16 protein-coding genes and 2 pseudogenes are annotated in these 18,673 nt (G+C 71.6%); 6 read left to right on the forward strand and 12 right to left on the reverse strand.

Annotated elements, in window-relative coordinates; all coding sequences use genetic code 11:
* Window positions 1-244: 244 nt before the first annotated feature.
* The 10 genes from paaE to paaN are packed head-to-tail and all read right to left on the reverse strand — an operon-like array spanning window position 245 to window position 9,144.
* Window positions 245-1,360 (reverse strand): 1,2-phenylacetyl-CoA epoxidase subunit PaaE, encoded by a 1,116-nt coding sequence (paaE, locus tag ACFU6I_RS28535; RefSeq protein ID WP_384371849.1) that lies wholly within the window; start codon window positions 1,358-1,360, stop codon window positions 245-247.
* Window positions 1,360-1,866 carry a 1,2-phenylacetyl-CoA epoxidase subunit PaaD gene (paaD, locus tag ACFU6I_RS28540; RefSeq protein WP_384371851.1) on the reverse strand — a complete coding sequence of 169 codons (507 nt, stop codon included), beginning with the start codon at window positions 1,864-1,866 and terminating at the stop codon, window positions 1,360-1,362. The genes paaE and paaD overlap by 1 nt, the downstream gene beginning before the upstream one ends.
* Window positions 1,860-2,690 (reverse strand): 1,2-phenylacetyl-CoA epoxidase subunit PaaC, encoded by an 831-nt coding sequence (gene paaC / locus ACFU6I_RS28545; protein ID WP_384371853.1) that lies wholly within the window; start codon window positions 2,688-2,690, stop codon window positions 1,860-1,862. Before paaC ends, paaD begins: the two co-directional genes overlap by 7 nt.
* A 9-nt stretch (window positions 2,691-2,699) precedes the next feature.
* Window positions 2,700-2,993: a 1,2-phenylacetyl-CoA epoxidase subunit PaaB gene (gene paaB, locus ACFU6I_RS28550; protein ID WP_345514254.1), complete on the reverse strand. Its 294-nt coding sequence runs from the start codon at window positions 2,991-2,993 to the stop codon at window positions 2,700-2,702.
* Window positions 2,990-3,976 carry a 1,2-phenylacetyl-CoA epoxidase subunit PaaA gene (paaA, locus tag ACFU6I_RS28555; protein ID WP_384371855.1) on the reverse strand — a complete coding sequence of 329 codons (987 nt, stop codon included), beginning with the start codon at window positions 3,974-3,976 and terminating at the stop codon, window positions 2,990-2,992. Before paaA ends, paaB begins: the two co-directional genes overlap by 4 nt.
* Complete coding sequence (locus ACFU6I_RS28560; RefSeq protein WP_384371915.1) at window positions 3,939-4,562, reverse strand: enoyl-CoA hydratase/isomerase family protein; 624 nt, start codon at window positions 4,560-4,562, stop codon at window positions 3,939-3,941. Before ACFU6I_RS28560 ends, paaA begins: the two co-directional genes overlap by 38 nt.
* 49 nt (window positions 4,563-4,611) lie before the next feature.
* On the reverse strand, window positions 4,612-5,469 hold the full coding sequence (locus ACFU6I_RS28565; protein ID WP_384371857.1) for a 3-hydroxyacyl-CoA dehydrogenase family protein: 858 nt from the start codon (window positions 5,467-5,469) through the stop codon (window positions 4,612-4,614).
* A complete protein-coding gene (locus ACFU6I_RS28570; RefSeq protein WP_384049885.1) occupies window positions 5,466-6,215 on the reverse strand; it encodes an enoyl-CoA hydratase/isomerase family protein in 750 nt (249 codons plus the stop codon). The genes ACFU6I_RS28565 and ACFU6I_RS28570 overlap by 4 nt, the downstream gene beginning before the upstream one ends.
* Window positions 6,212-7,435, reverse strand: coding sequence for a thiolase family protein (locus tag ACFU6I_RS28575; RefSeq protein WP_384371859.1), 1,224 nt, complete (start codon window positions 7,433-7,435; stop codon window positions 6,212-6,214). Before ACFU6I_RS28575 ends, ACFU6I_RS28570 begins: the two co-directional genes overlap by 4 nt.
* Window positions 7,435-9,144, reverse strand: coding sequence for a phenylacetic acid degradation protein PaaN (gene paaN, locus ACFU6I_RS28580; protein ID WP_384371861.1), 1,710 nt, complete (start codon window positions 9,142-9,144; stop codon window positions 7,435-7,437). The genes ACFU6I_RS28575 and paaN overlap by 1 nt, the downstream gene beginning before the upstream one ends.
* Window positions 9,145-9,239: 95 nt before the next feature.
* Here paaN and paaI point away from each other — a divergent pair, with 95 nt between their 5' ends.
* The 3 genes and pseudogenes from paaI to ACFU6I_RS28595 all read left to right on the forward strand — a co-directional run.
* Window positions 9,240-9,671, forward strand: coding sequence for a hydroxyphenylacetyl-CoA thioesterase PaaI (gene paaI, locus ACFU6I_RS28585; RefSeq protein WP_384371863.1), 432 nt, complete (start codon window positions 9,240-9,242; stop codon window positions 9,669-9,671).
* Window positions 9,668-11,014: a phenylacetate--CoA ligase PaaK gene (gene paaK, locus ACFU6I_RS28590; protein WP_384371865.1), complete on the forward strand. Its 1,347-nt coding sequence runs from the start codon at window positions 9,668-9,670 to the stop codon at window positions 11,012-11,014. Before paaI ends, paaK begins: the two co-directional genes overlap by 4 nt.
* A 98-nt stretch (window positions 11,015-11,112) precedes the next feature.
* Window positions 11,113-11,454: pseudogene (locus ACFU6I_RS28595) on the forward strand (TetR/AcrR family transcriptional regulator); the annotation flags it as partial.
* Between the two features lie 54 nt (window positions 11,455-11,508).
* On the opposite strand, the gene ACFU6I_RS28600 reads toward ACFU6I_RS28595, so the two are convergent.
* Complete coding sequence (locus ACFU6I_RS28600; protein ID WP_384371867.1) at window positions 11,509-12,738, reverse strand: damage-control phosphatase ARMT1 family protein; 1,230 nt, start codon at window positions 12,736-12,738, stop codon at window positions 11,509-11,511.
* 400 nt (window positions 12,739-13,138) lie between these two features.
* A pseudogene (locus tag ACFU6I_RS28605) lies at window positions 13,139-13,894 on the reverse strand (hypothetical protein); the annotation flags it as partial.
* Window positions 13,895-14,081: 187 nt separating this feature from the next.
* On the opposite strand from ACFU6I_RS28605, the gene ACFU6I_RS28610 reads away from it, so the two are divergent.
* The 3 genes from ACFU6I_RS28610 (at window position 14,082) to ACFU6I_RS28620 (ending at window position 18,672) form a co-directional block, all read left to right on the forward strand.
* Window positions 14,082-14,300, forward strand: coding sequence for a hypothetical protein (locus ACFU6I_RS28610; protein ID WP_384371869.1), 219 nt, complete (start codon window positions 14,082-14,084; stop codon window positions 14,298-14,300).
* 86 nt (window positions 14,301-14,386) lie between these two features.
* Complete coding sequence (locus ACFU6I_RS28615; RefSeq protein ID WP_384049901.1) at window positions 14,387-15,055, forward strand: DUF7019 family protein; 669 nt, start codon at window positions 14,387-14,389, stop codon at window positions 15,053-15,055.
* A 5-nt stretch (window positions 15,056-15,060) separates the two neighbouring features.
* Window positions 15,061-18,672: a WD40 repeat domain-containing serine/threonine protein kinase gene (locus ACFU6I_RS28620; RefSeq protein WP_384371871.1), complete on the forward strand. Its 3,612-nt coding sequence runs from the start codon at window positions 15,061-15,063 to the stop codon at window positions 18,670-18,672.
* Window position 18,673: the final 1 nt, after the last annotated feature.

An 18,673-nucleotide genomic window follows, 5' to 3' on the forward strand; every position in this document is an offset into this window, starting at 1 on the left:
TGGGCCCGGCGGCGTCCGGTGCGTGCGATCGCAAGGCGGAGGGTCGCCCTCGTACCGGACGTACTCGGACGACCCCGACAACGCAGCGAGCGTGCCGGGCGTCGCCGGGCAGGCGGGACTTCCGACACACGCCCTGGGACGGCCCCGTCGGACAGGTCCTGGTCGAGTACGTCGGCGCACTCCGACTCCGGCAGAGAGTCTGCCGCCCTGACCGACTTCGGGACGAGGGTTCGACAGCTGCTCCTCAGCTGTCGAAATCGACGGTCAGGCTGTCGGAGACAGGGAAGGTCTGGCAGGTCAGCACATACCCGGCGTCGACCTCGGCAGGTTCCAGCGCGTAGTTGCGCCGCATGTCCGACTCGCCCTCGGTGACCCGAGCGCGGCAGGTACCGCAGACGCCGCCCTTGCAGGCGAACGGCAGGTCGGGGCGTACGCGGGAGGCCGAGTCGAGAAGGGTGGCCTCGCGGGAGAGTGCGAAGGTGGTGGAGCGGCCGTCCAGGACGACGGTGACCTGGCTGACCGGTCCGTCGGCCCGGGGCTCCTCGTGGCGTACGGCGACGGGCTCCTCGCCTGCGAAGAAGAGTTCCTGGTGGACCCGGTCACTGGACGCTCCCAGCTCGGCGAGCACCTTCTGGGCGTCCAGGACCATGCCGTGGGGGCCGCACAGCCACCAGTGGTCGGCTTCGGAGACGTCGACCAGGCCGTCGATGAGCGCGGCCAGCCGGTCGGCGTCGAGACGGCCGGTCAGTAGTTCGGCCTCGCGCGGTTCGCGGGACAGTACGTGCGCGAGCTGGAACCGGGCAGGGTAGAGATCCTTCAGGTCGGCCAGTTCGTCGGCGAACATCACCGAGTCGGTGCGCCGGTTGCCGTAGAAGAGGGTGACGCGGGACCGGTCGTCCGCGGCAAGGACGGACTCGGCGATGGAGACCATCGGGGTGATGCCCGAGCCGGCCGCGATGAGCACGTGGTGTCCGGGCATGGACAGATCAGGGGTGAAGGCGCCGGTCGCACCCATCACCTCGATGGTGTCGCCCTGCCTCACCTCGTTCACCAACCAGGACGAGAACAGTCCACCGGGCACCACCCGCACCCCGATGCGGGGCCGGGCACCCACCGGGGAGCAGATCGAGTAGGAGCGCCGCTCGTCCCGCCCGTCGACTTCGCGCCGCAGCGTGAGCGACTGGCCGGGTGTGAAGGCGAACTCCTCGGCCAGCTCACCGGGGATGTCGAAGCTCAGCGCGACAGCGTCGTCGCACAGCCGCTGCACTGCCGCCACTTTCAAGGCGTGGAAGGCGGGGCGGCGGCGCGCCCGCCGCCCCGGGGAGAGGGCGGCGGCTTCGGGAGCCAACAGGTCCTCCATCAGATCTCCTTGACGTACTCGAACGGTTCCTGGCAGGCCCGGCAGCGCCACAGCGCCTTGCAGGAGGTGGCGCCGAAGCGGGAGGCCTCCTCCGTGTCGATGGCGCCGCAGCGAGGGCAGGGCACGGCTCGGCGGGTGGTGGACAGGCTCAGCGGCACGGGTCCCGGCAGCGGGCGCGGTGCGGGTCCGGGGGGTGCGATGCCGTGTTCGGCGAGCTTGCGGCGCCCCTCCGGGGTGATCCAGTCGGTGGTCCACGGGGGGTCGAGGACTGTGCGGACCTCCACACGCTCATAGCCGGCGTCCTTCAGCCGCGCCGCCACACCGGCCCGCATCTCGGGCATGGCCGGGCAGCCGGAATAGGTCGGCGTGAGTGCGGCGACGACCGTGCCGTCGGCGGCCACCGTCACGTCCCGCAACACTCCGAGGTCGGCCAGGGTGAGCATGGGCAGTTCGGGGTCGGGCACCTGCTCGGCGATGCGCCGGGCGTCCGTGAGCACGGTCACCATGTCGCCTCCGGGTGGGCGCGGACCACGCTCTGCAGCTCGGTCAGCAGCGGGGCAAGGTGTTCGGTGTGGTTACCTTCGCGGCCGGAGCCGGCCGTCGGCGGCGGTACGTCCGGCAGGGGCAGCCCTGCCGCTGTCGTGACCTGTCGCAGCACGGCGAGGACCTCGGTCCGCGCGTCGTGGGCCTCGAACAACTCCCCCAGGTGGGCGGCCACGTCGTCGAGGCCGGCGCGCATCCTGCGGTGGGACTCCGCGGTGCCGTCACCGAGTCGGACGACCCACTCCGCCGCGTACTGCCGGTGATAGGTCAGTTCTTTCACGCCCTTGGCCGCGATGGCGGCGAGTACCGGGTCGGCCGAGGCGGTGAGCCGCTCGAAGTGGGCCAGGCGCCAACTGGCGAACACCAGCAGCCGTGCGATGCTGAACGCGAAGTCGCCGTTGGGCAGTTCTGCCAGGCGCACGTTGCGGAAGTCGTCCGCGTCACGGAAATAGGCGTAGGCGTCCTCGCCGCGTTCCGTGCCGTCGACCTGACCGCAGCGGGCGTAGAGGAGGCGGGCCTGGCCGAGCAGGTCGAGCCCGATGTTGGCCAGTGCCACCTCCTCCTCCAGCTCGGGTGCGCGCGTGGTCCACTCGGCCAGGCGCTGGGCACCGACCAGGGCGTCGTCGGCCAACACCAAGCACAGCGCGGCCAGTTCGGCACGGTCGACCCCGTCCGGCACAGCGGAGCTCACCCCGTGCAGCGGATCCTCGAAACCGGTGCCGTAGGCCCAGCGAGCGTCGTCCTCGTGTCCCTCGGCGAGCGTCATGTAGACGTGGTCGTCACTCATGCCCTGCTCCTAGATGTGGGGGACGTCGTCGGGGATGTCGTAGAAAGTCGGGTGGCGATAAACCTTGTCGGCGCTGGGCGCGAAGAACGGATCCTTCTCGTCGCGCGTGGAGGCCGCGATGTCCTCGCTGCGCACCGCCCAGATGCTGACGCCCTCGTTGCGGCGGGTGTACAGGTCGCGCGCGTGCGTGAGCGCCATCGCGTCGTCGGCAGCGTGCAGCGAGCCGACATGGACATGGTTGAGTCCGCGCTTGCCGCGCACGAACACTTCGTACAGAGGCCAGCCGTGCTTGTCGGAGGTCATGCCGCCGCTCCCTTCTTCGCGCTCGCTGCCTGCTTGGCCGCGTGTGCGGTCGCTGCTTCGCGCACCCAGGCGCCTTCTTCGTGAGCGGTCCGGCGGCGCTCCATCCGCTGGGTGTTGCACGGCCCGTCGCCCGTGATGACGCGCTTCAGCTCGTCCCAGTCCGGGGTGCCGAAGTCGTGATGGCCACGCTCCTCGTTCCAGCGCAGCTGCGGGTCGGGCAGATTCACGCCGAGCTTCTCGGCCTGCGGGACGGTCATGTCGACGAACCGCTGGCGCAGCTGGTCGTTGCTGTGCCGCTTGATCTTCCAGGCCATCGACTGCGCGGAGTTGGGCGAGTCCTCGTCGGGCGGGCCGAACATCATCAGCGACGGCCACCACCAGCGGTTCACCGCGTCCTGCACCATCTCCCGCTGGGCTTCGGTGCCGCGCATCATCGTCAGCAACAGCTCGTAACCCTGCCGCTGATGGAACGACTCCTCCTTGCAGATCCGCACCATCGCCCGCGCGTACGGCCCGTACGAGGAGCGGCACAGCGGCACCTGGTTGCAGATCGCCGCGCCGTCCACGAACCAGCCGATCACCCCGACGTCGGCGAAGCTCAGCGTCGGGTAATTGAAGATCGACGAGTACTTCTGGCGCCCTTCGAGCAGTCGCTCGGTGAGGTCCGCGCGGTCGGCGCCGAGCGTCTCGGCCGCCGAGTACAGGTACAGGCCATGCCCGGCCTCGTCCTGCACCTTGGCGAACAGGATCGCCTTGCGGCGCAGTGACGGCGCACGCGTGATCCACTCACCCTCCGGCTGCATGCCGATGATTTCTGAGTGCGCGTGCTGCGCCACCTGCCGGATCAGCGTCTTCCGGTAGCCGTCGGGCATCCAGTCACGCGGCTCGATCCGCTGGTCCCGCGCGATCGTCGACTCGAAGTGCTCCTGTAGCGCGGGTGGAGCGTCAGGTGCGGCCGACGAGCCGGCCTGCTGTGCAGTCATCCGTACCACCAATCCCTACCGACCGTTCGTTCGGTCGATGATATGACGAGATTCCTGGGTTCTGGCAAGTGCCGAAGTGCGGTCCGTTCCCGGTGAAGGAGGGTGGCCGGCCGTCGAGGAAGGCGCAGACGGCGGCACGGTGGTCCTCCGTCCACCTGAGCCGCTCCTGCACCACGGCCTCCGCCTCCAGCAGTGCGGGCAGGTCGCCGCCCGCCACAGCCCGGAGCTGCGCCTCGACCTCGGCATACGCGGCGCTGAGGCCGGCGGCCAGGCGCCGGGCCGCACCGAGGCCCTGCTCGGTCGCGGCACCGTCCGGCACCATGCGATGGACGAGACCCCACCGCTCGGCCGCCTCGGCGTCGAAGCGGTCGCCGAGCAGCATCAGGGTGACTGCCCGCGAGGGTCCGACCGCCTGCGCCGGCGCGCCGCTCGGCCCACTGTCGGCGGCCACGCCGATCCCGGTGAACGAGGTGGAGAACGGGCCGCCCTGGGCGGCCACCCGGAGGTCGGCGCAGAGCGCGAGGCCGAGACCGGCGCCGACGCAGGCGCCCTCGACGCCCGACGCTATTCGATGACGGCGCCGCAGTCCGGCAGGGTGTACTCGACGGTGCGTTCGTCGGCCTGCGCCGTTTCGCTCACCGCCATGCGTAGAACCCCTGTCCGGTCTTGCGGCCCAGTTCGCCCCGGGCGACCTTCTCGCGCAGCAGCCGCGGCGGGGCGAACCGTTCGCCCAGCGTGGCGTGCAGGTGTTCCGCGATGGCCAGGCGCACGTCCAGGCCGACCAGGTCGGTCAGGCGGAGGGGACCCATGGGGTGCTTGTAGCCGAGTTGCATCGCGTCGTCGATGGCCTCGGGTTCCGCCACGCCCTCCTCGACCATGCGGATGGCCTCCAGTCCGAGGGTGACGCCGAGGCGGCTGCTGGCGAAGCCGGGCGAGTCCTTGACGACGACGTCCTTCTTGCCCAGGCAGCGCGTCCACTGCAAGGCCGCCTCGGTCGTGGCGGCGTCCGTGCCCGGCGCCACCACGATCTCGACCAGGTCCGAGGCGGGCACCGGGTTGAAGAAGTGCATGCCCAGGAAGCGGCTGGGCCGGGCGAGGACGGCGGCCAGCTCGGTGACGGACAGAGAGCTGGTGTTACTGGCCAGGACCGTCGTCGCGCTCACCGTCAGTTCGGCGGCGGCGAGGACGCGGGCCTTGAGCGCGGAGTCCTCCGGGACGGCCTCCACGACCAGGTCGGCTTCGGCGGGCAGCGCGTCCACCGACTCCACGGTGAACACCCGGGCAAGAATCTCGTCCGCGGGTTCGGTGAGCAGGTCGCGTTCGGCGGCCCGCTTCAGTCCCGTGGCCACCCGGTCCAGGGCCGCGGCTGCGGCCTCGGCGCCGCTCTCGACCACGGTGACTGCGGAGCCGGCGGTCGCGTAGGACTGCGCAATGCCGGCGCCCATGCGGCCGCCGCCGATCACCCCGACGACGGCCGGTGCGGTGGTTGTCATGCTCGGCTCCTCTTCTCCAGGAAGCGGGTCATGCGGTCCTTCTTGTCCTCGCCCTCGAACAACACGGCCTGAGCCAGGTCGTCGGCGACCGGATGGGCGCCCGGCGAGTCGACGACGAGCTTGGTCAGGCGCAGGGCCGTGGCCGAGGACCTGGCCATGCGGTCCAGCAGCGCGTGCGCCTCGTCGAGCAGCTTCTCGACCGGCACGACGTCGATGACGAGCCCGGCCGCCAGGGCCGCCTGCGCGTCGAGATTCCGCCCGGCGAGCAGCACCTGCTTGGCGACCGACTCGCCGACCAGCTCGGGCAGCCGCCAGCATGCCCCGGCAGCGGCGAGGATGCCGAGCCCCGGCTCGGGGTTGCCGAACACGGCGTCGGGCCCCGCGATGCGCAGGTCGCACGCGTAGGCCAGTTCCGCACCGCCGCCCAGGGCCCAGCCGTCGACTGCGGCGACGGTCGGCATCGGCAGGCGCCGTACCCGCTCGAACAGGCGGCTGTTGATGCCCTGCAGGGCCTCGTCCCGGCCGCGCCCGAGCAGTTCTGCGATGTCGGCGCCGCCCGCGAAAACGCGGCCGTGCCCGGTGAGCAGCAGCAGCTTCGGTCGACGTTCCAGCTCGTCGCAGACGTCGTGCAGCTCGGCGATCATCCGGCCGCTGATGGCATTGCGGGCGTCGGGCCGGTGCAGCGTGACGACCACCCGGTCGTCGCGCTCCTCGACCAGGAGGGTCTCGTAGGTCGTGGCGTTCACACCCGCTCCACCAGCATCGCGACGCCTTGGCCGACACCGACGCACAGCGTGGCAAGCCCCCTGCGGGCGTCCTCCCGCTCCAGGCGGCCCAGCAGGGTGAGCAGGACACGAGCGCCCGAGCAGCCGAGCGGATGGCCCAGCGCGATGGCGCCGCCGTCGGCGTTGACCTTGTCCTCGTCGAGTTTCAGCCGGCGCATCACCGCCAGGGCCTGGGCGGCGAACGCCTCGTTCAGCTCCACCGCGTCGAGGTCCCCCGCCTGCCATCCGGCCCGGGCCAGGGCCTTCTCGGTGGCGGGCACCGGGCCGAGACCCATGATGTGGGGCTGGACGCCGGCCGAGGCCGTGGTGACGATCCGCGCCCGCGGGGTGAGCCCGTAGCGGTCCACGGCCGCCGCGCTCGCCACGATGAGGGCGGCGGCGCCGTCGGACAGCGGCGAGGAGGAGCCGGCGGTGACGATGCCGTCCTTGCGGAAGATGGTGCGGAGGGCGCCGAGCTTCTCCAGCGTGGTGGAGGGGCGGGGGCCTTCGTCCCGTATGACCTCGCCGTCCTTGACCGGGACGGGAACGATCTCGCGGTCGAAGCGGCCCGCGTCCTGGGCGGCAACGGCCCGCTGGTGGCTGCGCAGAGCGAAGGCGTCGGACTCGGCACGGGTGATGCCGTCCAGGGCCGCTACCTCCTCCGCGGTCTCCCCCATCGACAGGGTGACCTTCGCCGTCTCGGGTCCGGCACCTGCGGGGACGGCACGGTCGGCGGCCGTGAAGCGGGGGTTGGTGAACCGCCAGCCCAGCGACGTGTCGTGCACCTCGCCCGGCTTGGCCCAGGGGGTTCCCGGCTTCTGCATCACCCACGGGGCACGGGTCATGGACTCCGCGCCGCCGGCCACGACCAGGTCGGCCTCGCCGGCGCGGATCGCCTGGGCTGCCGAGGCGACGGCGGTCAGGCCCGAGGCGCACAGCCGGTTGACGGTGTAGCCGGGCACCGTGTGCGGCAGCCCGGCCAGCAGGACCGCCATACGGGCCACGTCCCGGTTGTCCTCACCGGCCTGGTTGGCCGCGCCGAGGATCACCTCGTCCACGGCCTCGGACGGGATGCCGGAGCGGCGCACGGCCTCGCCGACGACGAGGGCAGCCAGGTCGTCGGGGCGAACGGAGGCCAGGGCGCCACCGTAACGGCCCTGCGGGGTGCGGGCTCCGTCGATCAGGTAGACCTCTTCGGGCATCAGACGGACTCCTCGGCGGTGACGACGGGACGACGGGACTGCAGAACGGCGAAGCGGCCGGCGACGAAGGCCGCGTCGGACAGAGTGGCGCTGGCTGCGGGGTTGGCGGCGCTGCCGTGGAAGTCGCTGAAGGCGGCGGACTGATTGACGAAGATCTGCCCGGTGAAGTTCTCGGACAGGTGGACACCGGCGTCCAGGGCGGCCTCCTCGGCGGCGGCCAGCACGTCCTCGTCGGTGGAGTGGACGGCGGCGGTCAGCGCCCCGTGCGCGCGCACCATCTCACGGAACAACTCCAGGCTGTGCCGGGTGGAGTCGGTGCCGATCACGAACGACACCGGTCCGAACCACTCCCGGCTGTACACCTCCCGGTCGGCCTCCGCGTCCAGCCGTGCCACGAGCGGCGTCCGCACGTCCGCCTCGGCGTACTCCGGGTGTGCGACGGACGCCGACGCCCGCACCGTACGGCCGACGCCGGCCGCGTCCTTCAACCGATCGCGCACACCGTCATTGACGATCGCGCCCAGCGTGCCGGCGGCACGCGCGGGGTCGCCGAGCAGCCGGTCCAGGGCTGCGGCCAGGTCGGTGGCGAACTCGTCGGCCGTCCGTCGGCCCTGGTCGGTGGCGATGCCCTCACGCGGGAGCAGCAGGTTCTGCGGGGTCGTGCACATCTGCCCGCTGTACAGCGAGAGCGAGAAGGCGAGATTGCCCAGCAGACCGCGGTAGTCGTCGGTCGAGTCCAGCACGACCGTGTTCAGGCCGGCCTTCTCCGTGTACACGACTGCCTGGCGGGCGTGGGTCTCGAGCCAGTCGCCGAACTCGGTGGAACCGGTGAAGTCGACGATCCGGACGTCCGGGTCCAGGGCGAGCGTGGCGGCGTCCCGGCCGCCGGGCGCCTCGGCGACCAGAAGGACGAGGTCAGGGCTGAAGCCCGCCTCGGCCAGCACTTCGCGGGCGATGCGCACGGTGATCGCCAGGGGCAGCACGGCACCTGGGTGCGGCTTGACCACGACCGGGTTGCCGGTGACGAGCGAGGCGAACAGCCCCGGATAGCCGTTCCAGGTCGGGAAGGTGTTGCAGGCGACGAGGAGTGAGACACCACGGCCGACGGGGCTGAACTTCTTGTCCAGCACCAGGGCGTCGCCCTTGCGCTGCGGCTTGCTCCAGCGGGCGGCGGCCGGGTGCTTCTTCTGCGCCGCCCACGCGTAGGCGACGGCTTCGAGGCCCCGGTCCTGGGCGTGCGGGCCGCCCGCCTGGAAGGCCATGACGAACGCCTGGCCGGTGGTGTGCTGCACCGCGTGGGCGATCTCGAAGCTCGCCGCGTTCAGCCGGGCGAGGATCTCCGCGGCGACGCCGGCGCGCGTGTCCGGGCCGGCCGCACGCCAGGCTGCCGTGGCGTCCTTGGCGGCGGCCACGGCCGCGGTCGGGGAGAGCCGGGGGTAGCTGATGCCCAGCGGGAAGCCGTACGGGGAGTGCTCCTCGGGCGCCACACGTCCCTCCCCCGGATGTCCGGGCAGGTCGAACGGCCTGCCGATCTGCTCCCGGAAGACCGCCTCGCCGAGCGTGGCGGCGTCCTCGCCGTACACCGACCTGCTGGGCGACTCGGGATAGGGCGTCCAGTGCTCCCGGCTTTCCGTCGCAGCCACCGCCTGTTCCAGCAGGGTGCGATGACGTGCGAAGAAGTCGGGCACCTCAGTGGCTGCGTGTTGCATATGACTCACCTCTTGACAGGCCCTGGCGTGGCTTGATTACTTGGCCGTGCCGAAACTAACCGAATGTTCGGTCGGGACACAAGGTGGTGTAAACCGTGACGGAAGCAACCCCCACGTTTTCGGCGCCGACAGCGCGCATGTTCGCCGCGGACCAGGCTTCACGCCTTCTCGGCATCGAACTGCTGGAGCACGGCGAGGGAACCGCTGTACTGCGCATGACGGTGACGGCGTCCATGGTCAACGGGCACGGGACCGCCCACGGTGGATACCTGTTCCTCTTCGCCGACACCGCCTTCGCCTGCGCCTGCAACAGCCACGGACCCGTCACCGTCGCGTCCGGGGCGGACGTCACCTTCGTGGCGCCCGCCCACGAGGGAGACGTCCTGACGGCCACCGCTCGGGAGATCACCCGCTTCGGTCGCAGCGGCATCTACGACGTCACCGTCATCCGCGGCGAGACGGTGATCGCGGAGTTCCGCGGCCGCAGCCGCAGCATCCGAAGCACGGGATCCAAGGAGCCGCAATGATCAGCGAACCGACCGCCCCCATGGACGTCCGCCCCCGCCGCGGTGAGCCCCTGCCGGCGGAACTGCAGGACGATGCGGAGCGGATGTCACGGGAGGAGGTGGAGGACCTCCAGCTGCGCCGCCTCCACCGGACGCTTCGGCACGCCTACGACAACGTCGAGCTGTACCGCAGGAAATTCGACCAGGCCGGCGTGACGCCCGACGACTGCCACACACTGAAGGATCTGGCCCGGTTCCCCTTCACCACCAAGGCCGACCTGCGCGACACCTATCCGTTCGGCATGTTCGCCGTACCCATGGACCAGGTCCGCCGTGTTCATGCCTCCAGCGGCACCACGGGCCGCCCCACTGTCGTCGGCTACACCGAGAACGACCTGTCGACATGGGCGGACGTGGTCGCCCGTTCGATCCGCGCCGCCGGCGGCCGTCCCGGGCACAAGGTGCACATCTCCTACGGTTACGGCCTGTTCACCGGCGGCCTGGGCGCGCACTACGGCGCCGAACGGGCCGGGTGCACCGTCATCCCCGCCTCCGGGGGCATGACCGCACGACAGGTGCAGATCATCCAGGACTTCAAGCCCGAGATCATCATGGTCACCCCGTCCTACATGCTCACCCTGCTCGACGAGTTCGAGCGCCAGGGCGTGGACCCGCGCTCCACCTCCCTCGAGGTGGGCATCTTCGGCGCCGAACCGTGGACGGAGGAGATGCGCCGCGAGATCGAGGAGCGCATGGACATCCACGCCGTCGACATCTACGGCCTCTCCGAGGTGATGGGCCCCGGCGTGGCACAGGAGTGCGTGGAGACCAAGGACGGCCTGCACGTCTGGGAGGATCACTTCCTCCCCGAGATCGTCGACCCGTTCACGGACGACGCCCTCGCCGACGGTGAGAACGGTGAACTCGTCTTCACCTCGCTCACCAAGGAGGCACTCCCGATCATCCGCTACCGCACCCGCGACCTGACCCGGCTCCTGCCCGGCACCGCCCGGCCCGCCTTCCGCCGTATCGAGAAGATCACCGGCCGCTGCGACGACATGATCATCCTGCGTGGGGTGAACGTCTTCCCGACCCAGATCGAGGAGGTGGTGCTGCGCGCCCCCGGCGTCGCCCCGCACTTCCAGATCCAGCTGAGTACAAGGGGACGCATGGATCACATGACCGTCCGTGTGGAGGCCGAGCCCGGCGCGGGTCCCGAGCAGCGCGAAGCGGCCGCCCGCGCGATCGCCAAGGGCGTCAAGGACGGCGTCGGCGTGAGCGTGGAAGTGGAGATCGTGGAGCCGGAGAGCCTGGAGCGCTCCCTGGGCAAGCTGCGCAGGATCAAGGACCAGCGCACGGCGTGATCCGTCTCCTTGCCGCAATGGCCGGGTGAGCGACTCGCCCATCGGACTTCCCGCACGGCAGGGGGGGGGAGCGGCCCGCCTACGACCGTGACTCCCTCCTGGAAGTCGCGGTCGCGGTCTTCAAGGAGCGCGGTTACGACGGCACCGGCATGGAGGAGCCGGCCCGGCGTCTCGGCCTGAGCAAGTCCGGCATCTACCACCACGTCGCCGGCGTCGCCGGCAAGGAGGAACTGCTCTCACTCGCCGTCACCCGTGCTCTGGACGCGCTGTTCGCCGTGCTGGACGAGGGCCCGGCGCCGTACACGTCGACAACCGCCCGGCTGCGGCACGTCGTACGATGCAGCGTCGAGGTGCTCGCCTCGGAGCTGCCCTACGTCACCCTGCTGCTGCGGGTGCACGGCAACAGCGACACCGAGCGGCGGGCGCTCGCGCGGCTTCGACGGTCTGAGCCGCCGGGGAGCCGGCGCCGGCCCAGGAGGCCCCTCCGGCCGAAGCTATCTGCGCACCTGAATCAGCGCGTGCGTCCCACTTGTACGCCACGCGGCACCGGAGCGCTCAAGGGCGTCCAAGGTTGCCTGGTCCAGGCCGACAATGACGTCGGACTTCAGTGTGCGCAGGGCCGCGACGGCTCCTGGGAAGTACGCAGTGCGAGTGGCGAAGGACACTGTGGCACCCCAGAGCCGATCCCCCACCAGGCGGCGGTAGTTGAGGTCGCCCTTCATGATGGTGAGCGTGGCGCCCGCGAACTCCTCACGGAGGTCCTCCGGCATCTCCTCGTACGGCATAGGGGCGCAGAAGAACGGGTGGGTACGGACCTCCAGACTTCCGGTCGCCATGGCCTTCCACAGTCGGCCGCCGATCCGGCCCGCTTCGCCGGGCGCCTCGGTGAGGCGCCGGAGGCAGTCGACCACGTCCGCCGTCATCGCATCGGAGACGTAGTACGGGTAGGGCTTGACGTGGAGCACGACCCGCTCGGCATGTCGGTGTTCGAGGAGGTGGTCGATGAGGATCAGGTCCGGAATCAGCTCGCGTCCCGCGTTGTCGGCCACCACGGCGACAGTCGAGGAGCGTCCGGCAGGCAGCAGCTGCCACAGCACGGCACTGTCGTCGGCGACCAGCGCAGAGGCAACGGCCTCACTGGCCGCCGCCTCCCCCGCCGAGACGCGGAAGCCGAGATCCGCGCGGTTGCCCCAGAGCGAGGCATGGAGCAGGGCCGTGGCCCGCTCATCGGCCGGCGCGTCTGCGAGCGCGTCCAGGGCCCGCAGCTCCTCCTCCACCGCCTCGCCGCACAGTTCCGCCTGCTTGAAGGGCGCAAAGGGGTCGACTCCCTGCCATGGCCCGTTACCGAAGTACCCGACCGCGCCGAGGAGCCTGCGGTAGAAGTAGCTCTCCGCCCACAGGAAGGGCGCGTCGTACCAGGATCGCCCGAAGTGCTCCCGCCCCGAGTCCGCCCAGTGCTCGTGATCGTGGTCCTCGGGGTCGAGCGGTTCGACGGCGCCGTTGGTGATCTCGTCCAGCAGGTCATCGAGGGCCTCGTGCTGCCGACGGCTGTACGGGAAGGCGGCTCGTACCTGCTGGATGAGGGCAGGGTGGCGGTTGGCAAGGACATCCCAGGCGAACGAGCCGGGCTTGTTGCCCATGATGACCGGCGGGCTTGCCGCAACGGCCGAAGCGGAGTCGGCTCCGGCCCCTTCGCCCGCGGTGTGGGGACCTCTGTCTTCCATGGCGTCCAGCCCTTCGCGAATCGCCAACCGGAGCGTCAAGCTCCTGATTGCTGGTCTTCTCCAGGTCTCCCACATCGGCTTGCCCGTCGGCAACAAAGTGTTGAGTCCCGGCAAGCCCCTGCCGGCCCCACTCGTCGAGTTGTTGATGTGGTCGATCCAACGGTAGACGGACCGAAACCGGCGGACGGCGCGTTGGTCATCGGGCAGCAGACCTCCTGCAGGTGACATCGGTGGCCCTCCCGGATCGTGGGGGATGACGTGGACGAAGTCGAAGAGGTCGCTGCCGTTGCCGAGGGAATCACGATCCGCAGCCGGGCCGACAGCGTCGCCTCAGCGAAACGTGGCAGGAGGGCGTCGGCGAATTTCGCACCTCCACGCGAGACCTCGTGACGCCGGACCCTCAGCTCAACCGGAACACCGGGCCACGCGGTGTGAACGGCAGAGAGGCACCCTGCGGGATCAAGAACGCGTGCTCGCGCCGGATCCGCAGCGTGTCGCACCGGCCGTCAGTGATGACGAGCACCGGGGCCGCCGGCGGGAAGTCGTCGGCCGTGTGCAACAGGTCGATGCCCGGCTGCAGTTCGGTCCCGCCACGGCCGCGCACCCGAACCCGGCCCGCGATCTCGGCCGGTGGCAGATAGCCGGCGTCGTACGGTGCCGCGTCGCAGAACACCACACGCGCCGCGGGTACGTCGCGTGCCTCCGCGTACGAGGCAATGGCGCCGAGTGCCTTGCCGAGCACGGCGCTGTTCATCGATCCGGAGGTGTCGAGAACGACTCCGAAGGTGCAGCGTGCCGTCTCCTGAGGAGGGAAGTACCGGCCCGCGCGCGGGATGTCCGGTGTCGACGCCTGCCGCCGCGCCGGGCGAGCGTAGGACCGTACGGATTCCGGTCGGGGGACGTACTCGTCGAACCAGCGGGCGAGCCTCGCATCCCACGGCACGGGCGGGTGGGCCAGTGCCCGGATCTCCTGGATCAGCCCGGCCGGCAGCAGGCCGCGCTCACCGTACTGATGCAGATCGAAACCCTGCACCAGGCCTCGCCGGTAGAAGTCGTCCAGGTCGGTGTACGGGCGGGCCTCCGCGTGCGGCAGCGCCTCGCCGAGGATGTCACCGGCAGCCTTGCCGCGCAGGGTCGCGAGCCGCCTCTGTCGGCGGGCACTGCCTCGCGCTCGTCACCGCGATCGCTGACTTTAGAAGCGGGTTCCCGGTCGGGTGCTCCTGCCGGGGTGAGTTGTCGATGCCGGGCAGTCCAACTCGGCCGCAGCAACGTGTGATTGCCTCGCGAACGTATACGGCAACGCGGCTGACCGGCCCGAGCGGCAGCGCCGGTACCCATCCGACATGACGGACGCGGAGTGGGCCGAGGTCCGGCCGCTGCTGCGCGGCCATGGCCTGGTCAAGGAGTTCCACGACCGGCTGCGCGGCCAGGTCCACGAGCGGTTGGGCCGGGACGCGGAGCCGACGGCCGGCGTGATCGACTCGCAGTCCGTCAAGGCGGACGCCGCGCGCTCATCAGCGCCGGCGTCACCCAAGTCATTCGGTTCTTCCCGAAGAACCTGATGTAGCCAGACTGCCTCTCGGATGGCCGCCTGCCAGTAACCTGGCGTAGACGGAACGCATACATTGCGTCCGACGGAGGGGGCGTTGTGGCGCTGCGGTACTACGTCTACATCAGCGATGCCAAGGTCGACATGCTGCTGCCGCAGGTCGACCCCGGGTTCACGCGCCGACGCGCCACCGAGGTCGGTGTCAGCCTGAAGTTCGTCAGCGCCCGGCGGAGCGTGGAGACAGCCGCGTCGGACCGGGTGGCACGGCTGGAGCGGGTGGTGCGGCACCTCGACGACTTCGGCGACGTGGGCACCGTGGACGCACCCGGCCAGTACGTCCGGGGGCGGCTTCCGATGCGCTGGGGGCCGCTGCCGCTCGGGCCGTCGCCGCTGGTCTACTTCGGTGGCCGTACCGAGCGGACGATCGTCGGGCTCGGCGGGGCGAGCGGCCATGTGCTGGGCGCCCCCGGGCCCGCACCGGGGGCCGCGCCCGCCGAGCAGGAGCTGCCCTTCGCACCGTCCACGGCACCGGGTCTGCTGACCGGGCTCGCCGCGGCCGTGGCGGCGGACGGCGCGGACGGCACCCCCCAGCCCGACGCGCTCGCCTCCGTCCAGCTCGCGAACCGGACGCTGCGCGGCGCCGAGCAAGAAGTGGAGTTCCTCGCCAAACGTCTGCTGCACGGCCCGAGCCCCTACCCCGAACTCGACGGCCAGGACGGGATGACGGTGCTGCTCGGCAGCCCGCTCTTCGTCGCGCTCGCCGACTGACCACCGTGGCCGCCGAGCGGGCCCGGACCTGGCAGCCGGGTGAGGTGGTCCTCGGTCTGTACGAGGTGCTCGACGTGGTGCACAGCGGTGGCATGGGTCTGGTGCACCGGGTCCGGCACCGCGACTGGCAGGTGGACCTGGCGGTGAAGACACCCCGCCCCGAACAGGTGCGCACCGCCGAGGGTCGCCGCCGCTTCGAGACCGAGGCCGGTACCTGGGTGGGGCTCGGGCTCCATCCGCACACCGTCAACTGCGTGTACGTACGCACCGTCGACGGTCTGCCCCGGGTGTTCGCCGAGTGGGTCGACGGCGGCAGCCTGTCCGACGCCGTGCGTGGCGGCGGCCTTTACGCGGGCGGCCCCGACACCGCGCTGGGCCGCGTTCTCGACATCGCCGTGCAGATGGCGTGGGGCCTGGCGCACGCGCACCACAGCGGGCTCGTCCACCAGGACGTCAAACCGGCGAACGTGATGCTCGAACCGGACGGCACCGCCAAGGTCACCGACTTCGGCCTGGCCGGGGCACGGGGGAACAACGACGCCCGGGAGGACACCGAGAGTCCCGCGGACGAGCCGCTGACCGTCACCTTCGGCGGCATGACCCACGCCTACTGCTCCCCGGAGCAGGCGGCCGCCGCCGCGGGACACCGGGGCATACGGCTGACCACCGCGACGGACGTGTGGTCCTGGGCGGTGAGCGTGCTGGAGATGTTCGCCGGTCGTCGGCCCACCCCCTACGGCCAGGTGGCCGGCGCGGCGCTGGAGACGTTCCTGCGCGACGGCGGCCCCGACGACGCGCGCGTGCCGCCCATGCCGCCGCAGGTGGCCCAGCTGTTGCGGCGCTGCTTCGCCGAGGACCCGGCGGACCGCCCGGCCGGGCTCGCGGAGGTCGCGGCGGCCCTGCGCGACCTGCACCGCGAACGGCTCGGCACCCCCCATCCGCGCCCCGCCCCGAAGGCCGTACACCTGCTGTCGGACGGCCTGTCCAACCAGGCTCTCTCCCTCCTCGACCTCGGCCGCGCCGAGGACGCCGAGAAACTGTGGCTGGCGGCGATCCAGGCCGACCCCCACCACCTGCCCTCGGTCTACAACTTCGGCCTGCACTCGTGGCGTTCGGGACGGCGCACCAGCGAGGAGGTCGTCACCGACCTGGAGGCGGCCCGCGCCGCCGACACCGGCGCCCCGCCCGGCCTCGGCGCCCTGCTCCTGGGCTCCGTGGAGCTGGAGCGGCACGAGAACGCCCGCGCCGGTGCCTTGTTGCGGGAGGCGGCCACGGCCGACCCCGACTCACCGGACGCCGCCGCGGCCCTCGCCGAGTGCGAGCGGCGCCCCCCGCGGATCCGCACTGACCTCGAAGGGCACTCCGAGAACGTCGACGCGGTCGCGATCGCCGCGGACGGCGGCGCGATCGTGTCCGGCGACCGAGCGGGCAGGCTGCTGCTGTGGACGCGACGGGAGGCCGGCGACCGCTGGGCCAAGCGCACCCTGACCCGACGCGGGGAACCGGTCACCGCCCTCGCCATGGACGCGGGCGGCACGCTCGGCGTAGCCCTCCGCGGCGACGGCGTCCCGGAGGTGTGGGACCTGCCCCGGGGCCGCCGCCGCAGACGCGCCCTGCCGTTCGCACCGGGTTCCCCGGCCGTGGGCGCCGTGGCGGTCAGCGGGGACGGCCGGTACGTGGCGACCGGCCAGGACGACGGCGTGATCCAGGTCTGGGAACCGGAGGAACGGGGCCTGACGGCCGTATTCCGCGGCCACGCGGGGCCGGTCACCGCCCTGGCGCTGAGTCGCGACGGCCGCAGGGCGCTGTCCGCCTCCTTCGACCAGCACGGCAACGACGGCACCGTCCGCTCCTGGGACGTGCCCGGCACCCGTGGCCTCGGCACGCTCGTCGGGCCGGTCAGGGGCACGCTGCACGGCCGGGAGGTGCGCACCTGGCTCGGTGACAGCGTGGCTCTCTCCCCGGATGCCCGCTGCGCGGCGGCCCTCTGGTCGAACGGCCCGCTCACCTTGTGGGACGCACGGCGGAGCACGGTCGTCAGCGAGGTGCCGCACCGGCTGCGGCATGTGACGACCCTGGCGGTCGCCACGGCCGGCCCCACCCTGCTGACCGGGGGCCACGGTGAACCGACGCAGGTGTGGCATGTGCCGACCGGCCGCTGTCTGCGCACGCTCGACGGCGACCTGCCCGCCGACGCCCTCTGGGTGCACTCCGCCGCGATCGGCGCGGACGGCCGGGTCGCCGTGCTCGGCGGGGGCCACGGCGCACTCGTGGTGCGGTCGCTGCCCACCGCGGACTTCGTCGCCCCCTGGTGCTATGCGCGACCCCGGCCCGCCGACGAACTCACGCGTACGGAGGAGGAGTTCGGGCAGCTGATGGACCGCGCCCGCGCCCACACCGAGCACGGCGACCTCGCGGCGGCGGCCGAGGCACTGCGCGCCGCCCAGCGGGTGCCCGGCTTCGCCCGCCACCCGGAACTGCGCCAGGCCTGGGTGCGGGTGGCCCCCCACGGCCGCCGCTCCACCCTGCTCGGCGCCTGGGGCCTGTACGAGTTCGACGGGCACGGGGAGCTGACCCAGCCGGTGAGCCTCGCCGTCAGCCGGGACGGCGCCTACATGGTGACCGGCCGGTGGACCGGCGAGGTGGACGTCTGGGACTTCGCCGCCGGAGAGCGGCTGCACACCTTCGACCGCGGTGAGGGCGGCAGCGCCAGGGACATCCGGTTCGCCGTCGGCGGACGGCTGCTGACCGTCCTGACCGGCAAGGGCACGATCCGTCAGCTGAGCCTGGAGACCGGCGTCAAGCGGATCTTCACCGACGACGACGGAGCCCTCACCGCCCACGCCCTCAACGAGACGGGCGACCGCATCCTGATCGGCGACGAGCACGGCACCCTGAAGCTGCGGAACCTCCCTCAGGGCGAGATCCTGCGCGAACTGCACGCGCACGGTGGCAAGGTCCACACCGTGGCCCTCAGCCGCGACGCCCAGTACGCCGCATCCCACGCGGGCACCCATCCGCGGGCGAACCTCTTCGGCGGCCCGTCGAACGAGAACGAGATCCGCCTCTGGCCGCTCGACGCGGACCGCCCCGCCTGGACGCTGGAGGGCCGCATGCGCGACGAACGCCTGGACTTCAGCCCGGACGGCCGCATCCTGTTCGTCTCCGGCGGCCTGTACGCGACCGCCTGGGACGTCGCCACCGGCGAGCTGCTCCAGTCGTTCAAGGACAGCGGAGTGTACGGCAGCGGACAGAGCGTGGTGGCTTTCACCGCCGACGGCCGTCTGGGCGCCACACCGGACGGCCGAACCCTGCGGATCTGGGACACCGGCACCGGCCGGGTGCTGCGCTCCCTGTCGCTGCCCGACAAACCGTGGGCCTTCACGCTCAGCGCCGACGGCGCGTTCGCCGTCACCAGCGGCCACGACCGCCTCGTCCACCTGTGGGACGTACGCTCCGGCCGCCGCCTGCGCACCCTGGAGGGCCATCGCGCCACGGTCGACCACGTGGCACTGAGCGAGGACGGCAGCCTGCTCGCCACAGCCGACCAGGGTTCGGCGGTGTGGGTGTGGGAACTGGCCTGGGACTACGATGTCCGGCCCGGGGCGGGTGACTGAC

The organism is Streptomyces sp. NPDC057486, from assembly GCF_042802415.1.
Lineage (GTDB): Bacteria > Actinomycetota > Actinomycetes > Streptomycetales > Streptomycetaceae > Streptomyces > Streptomyces yanii.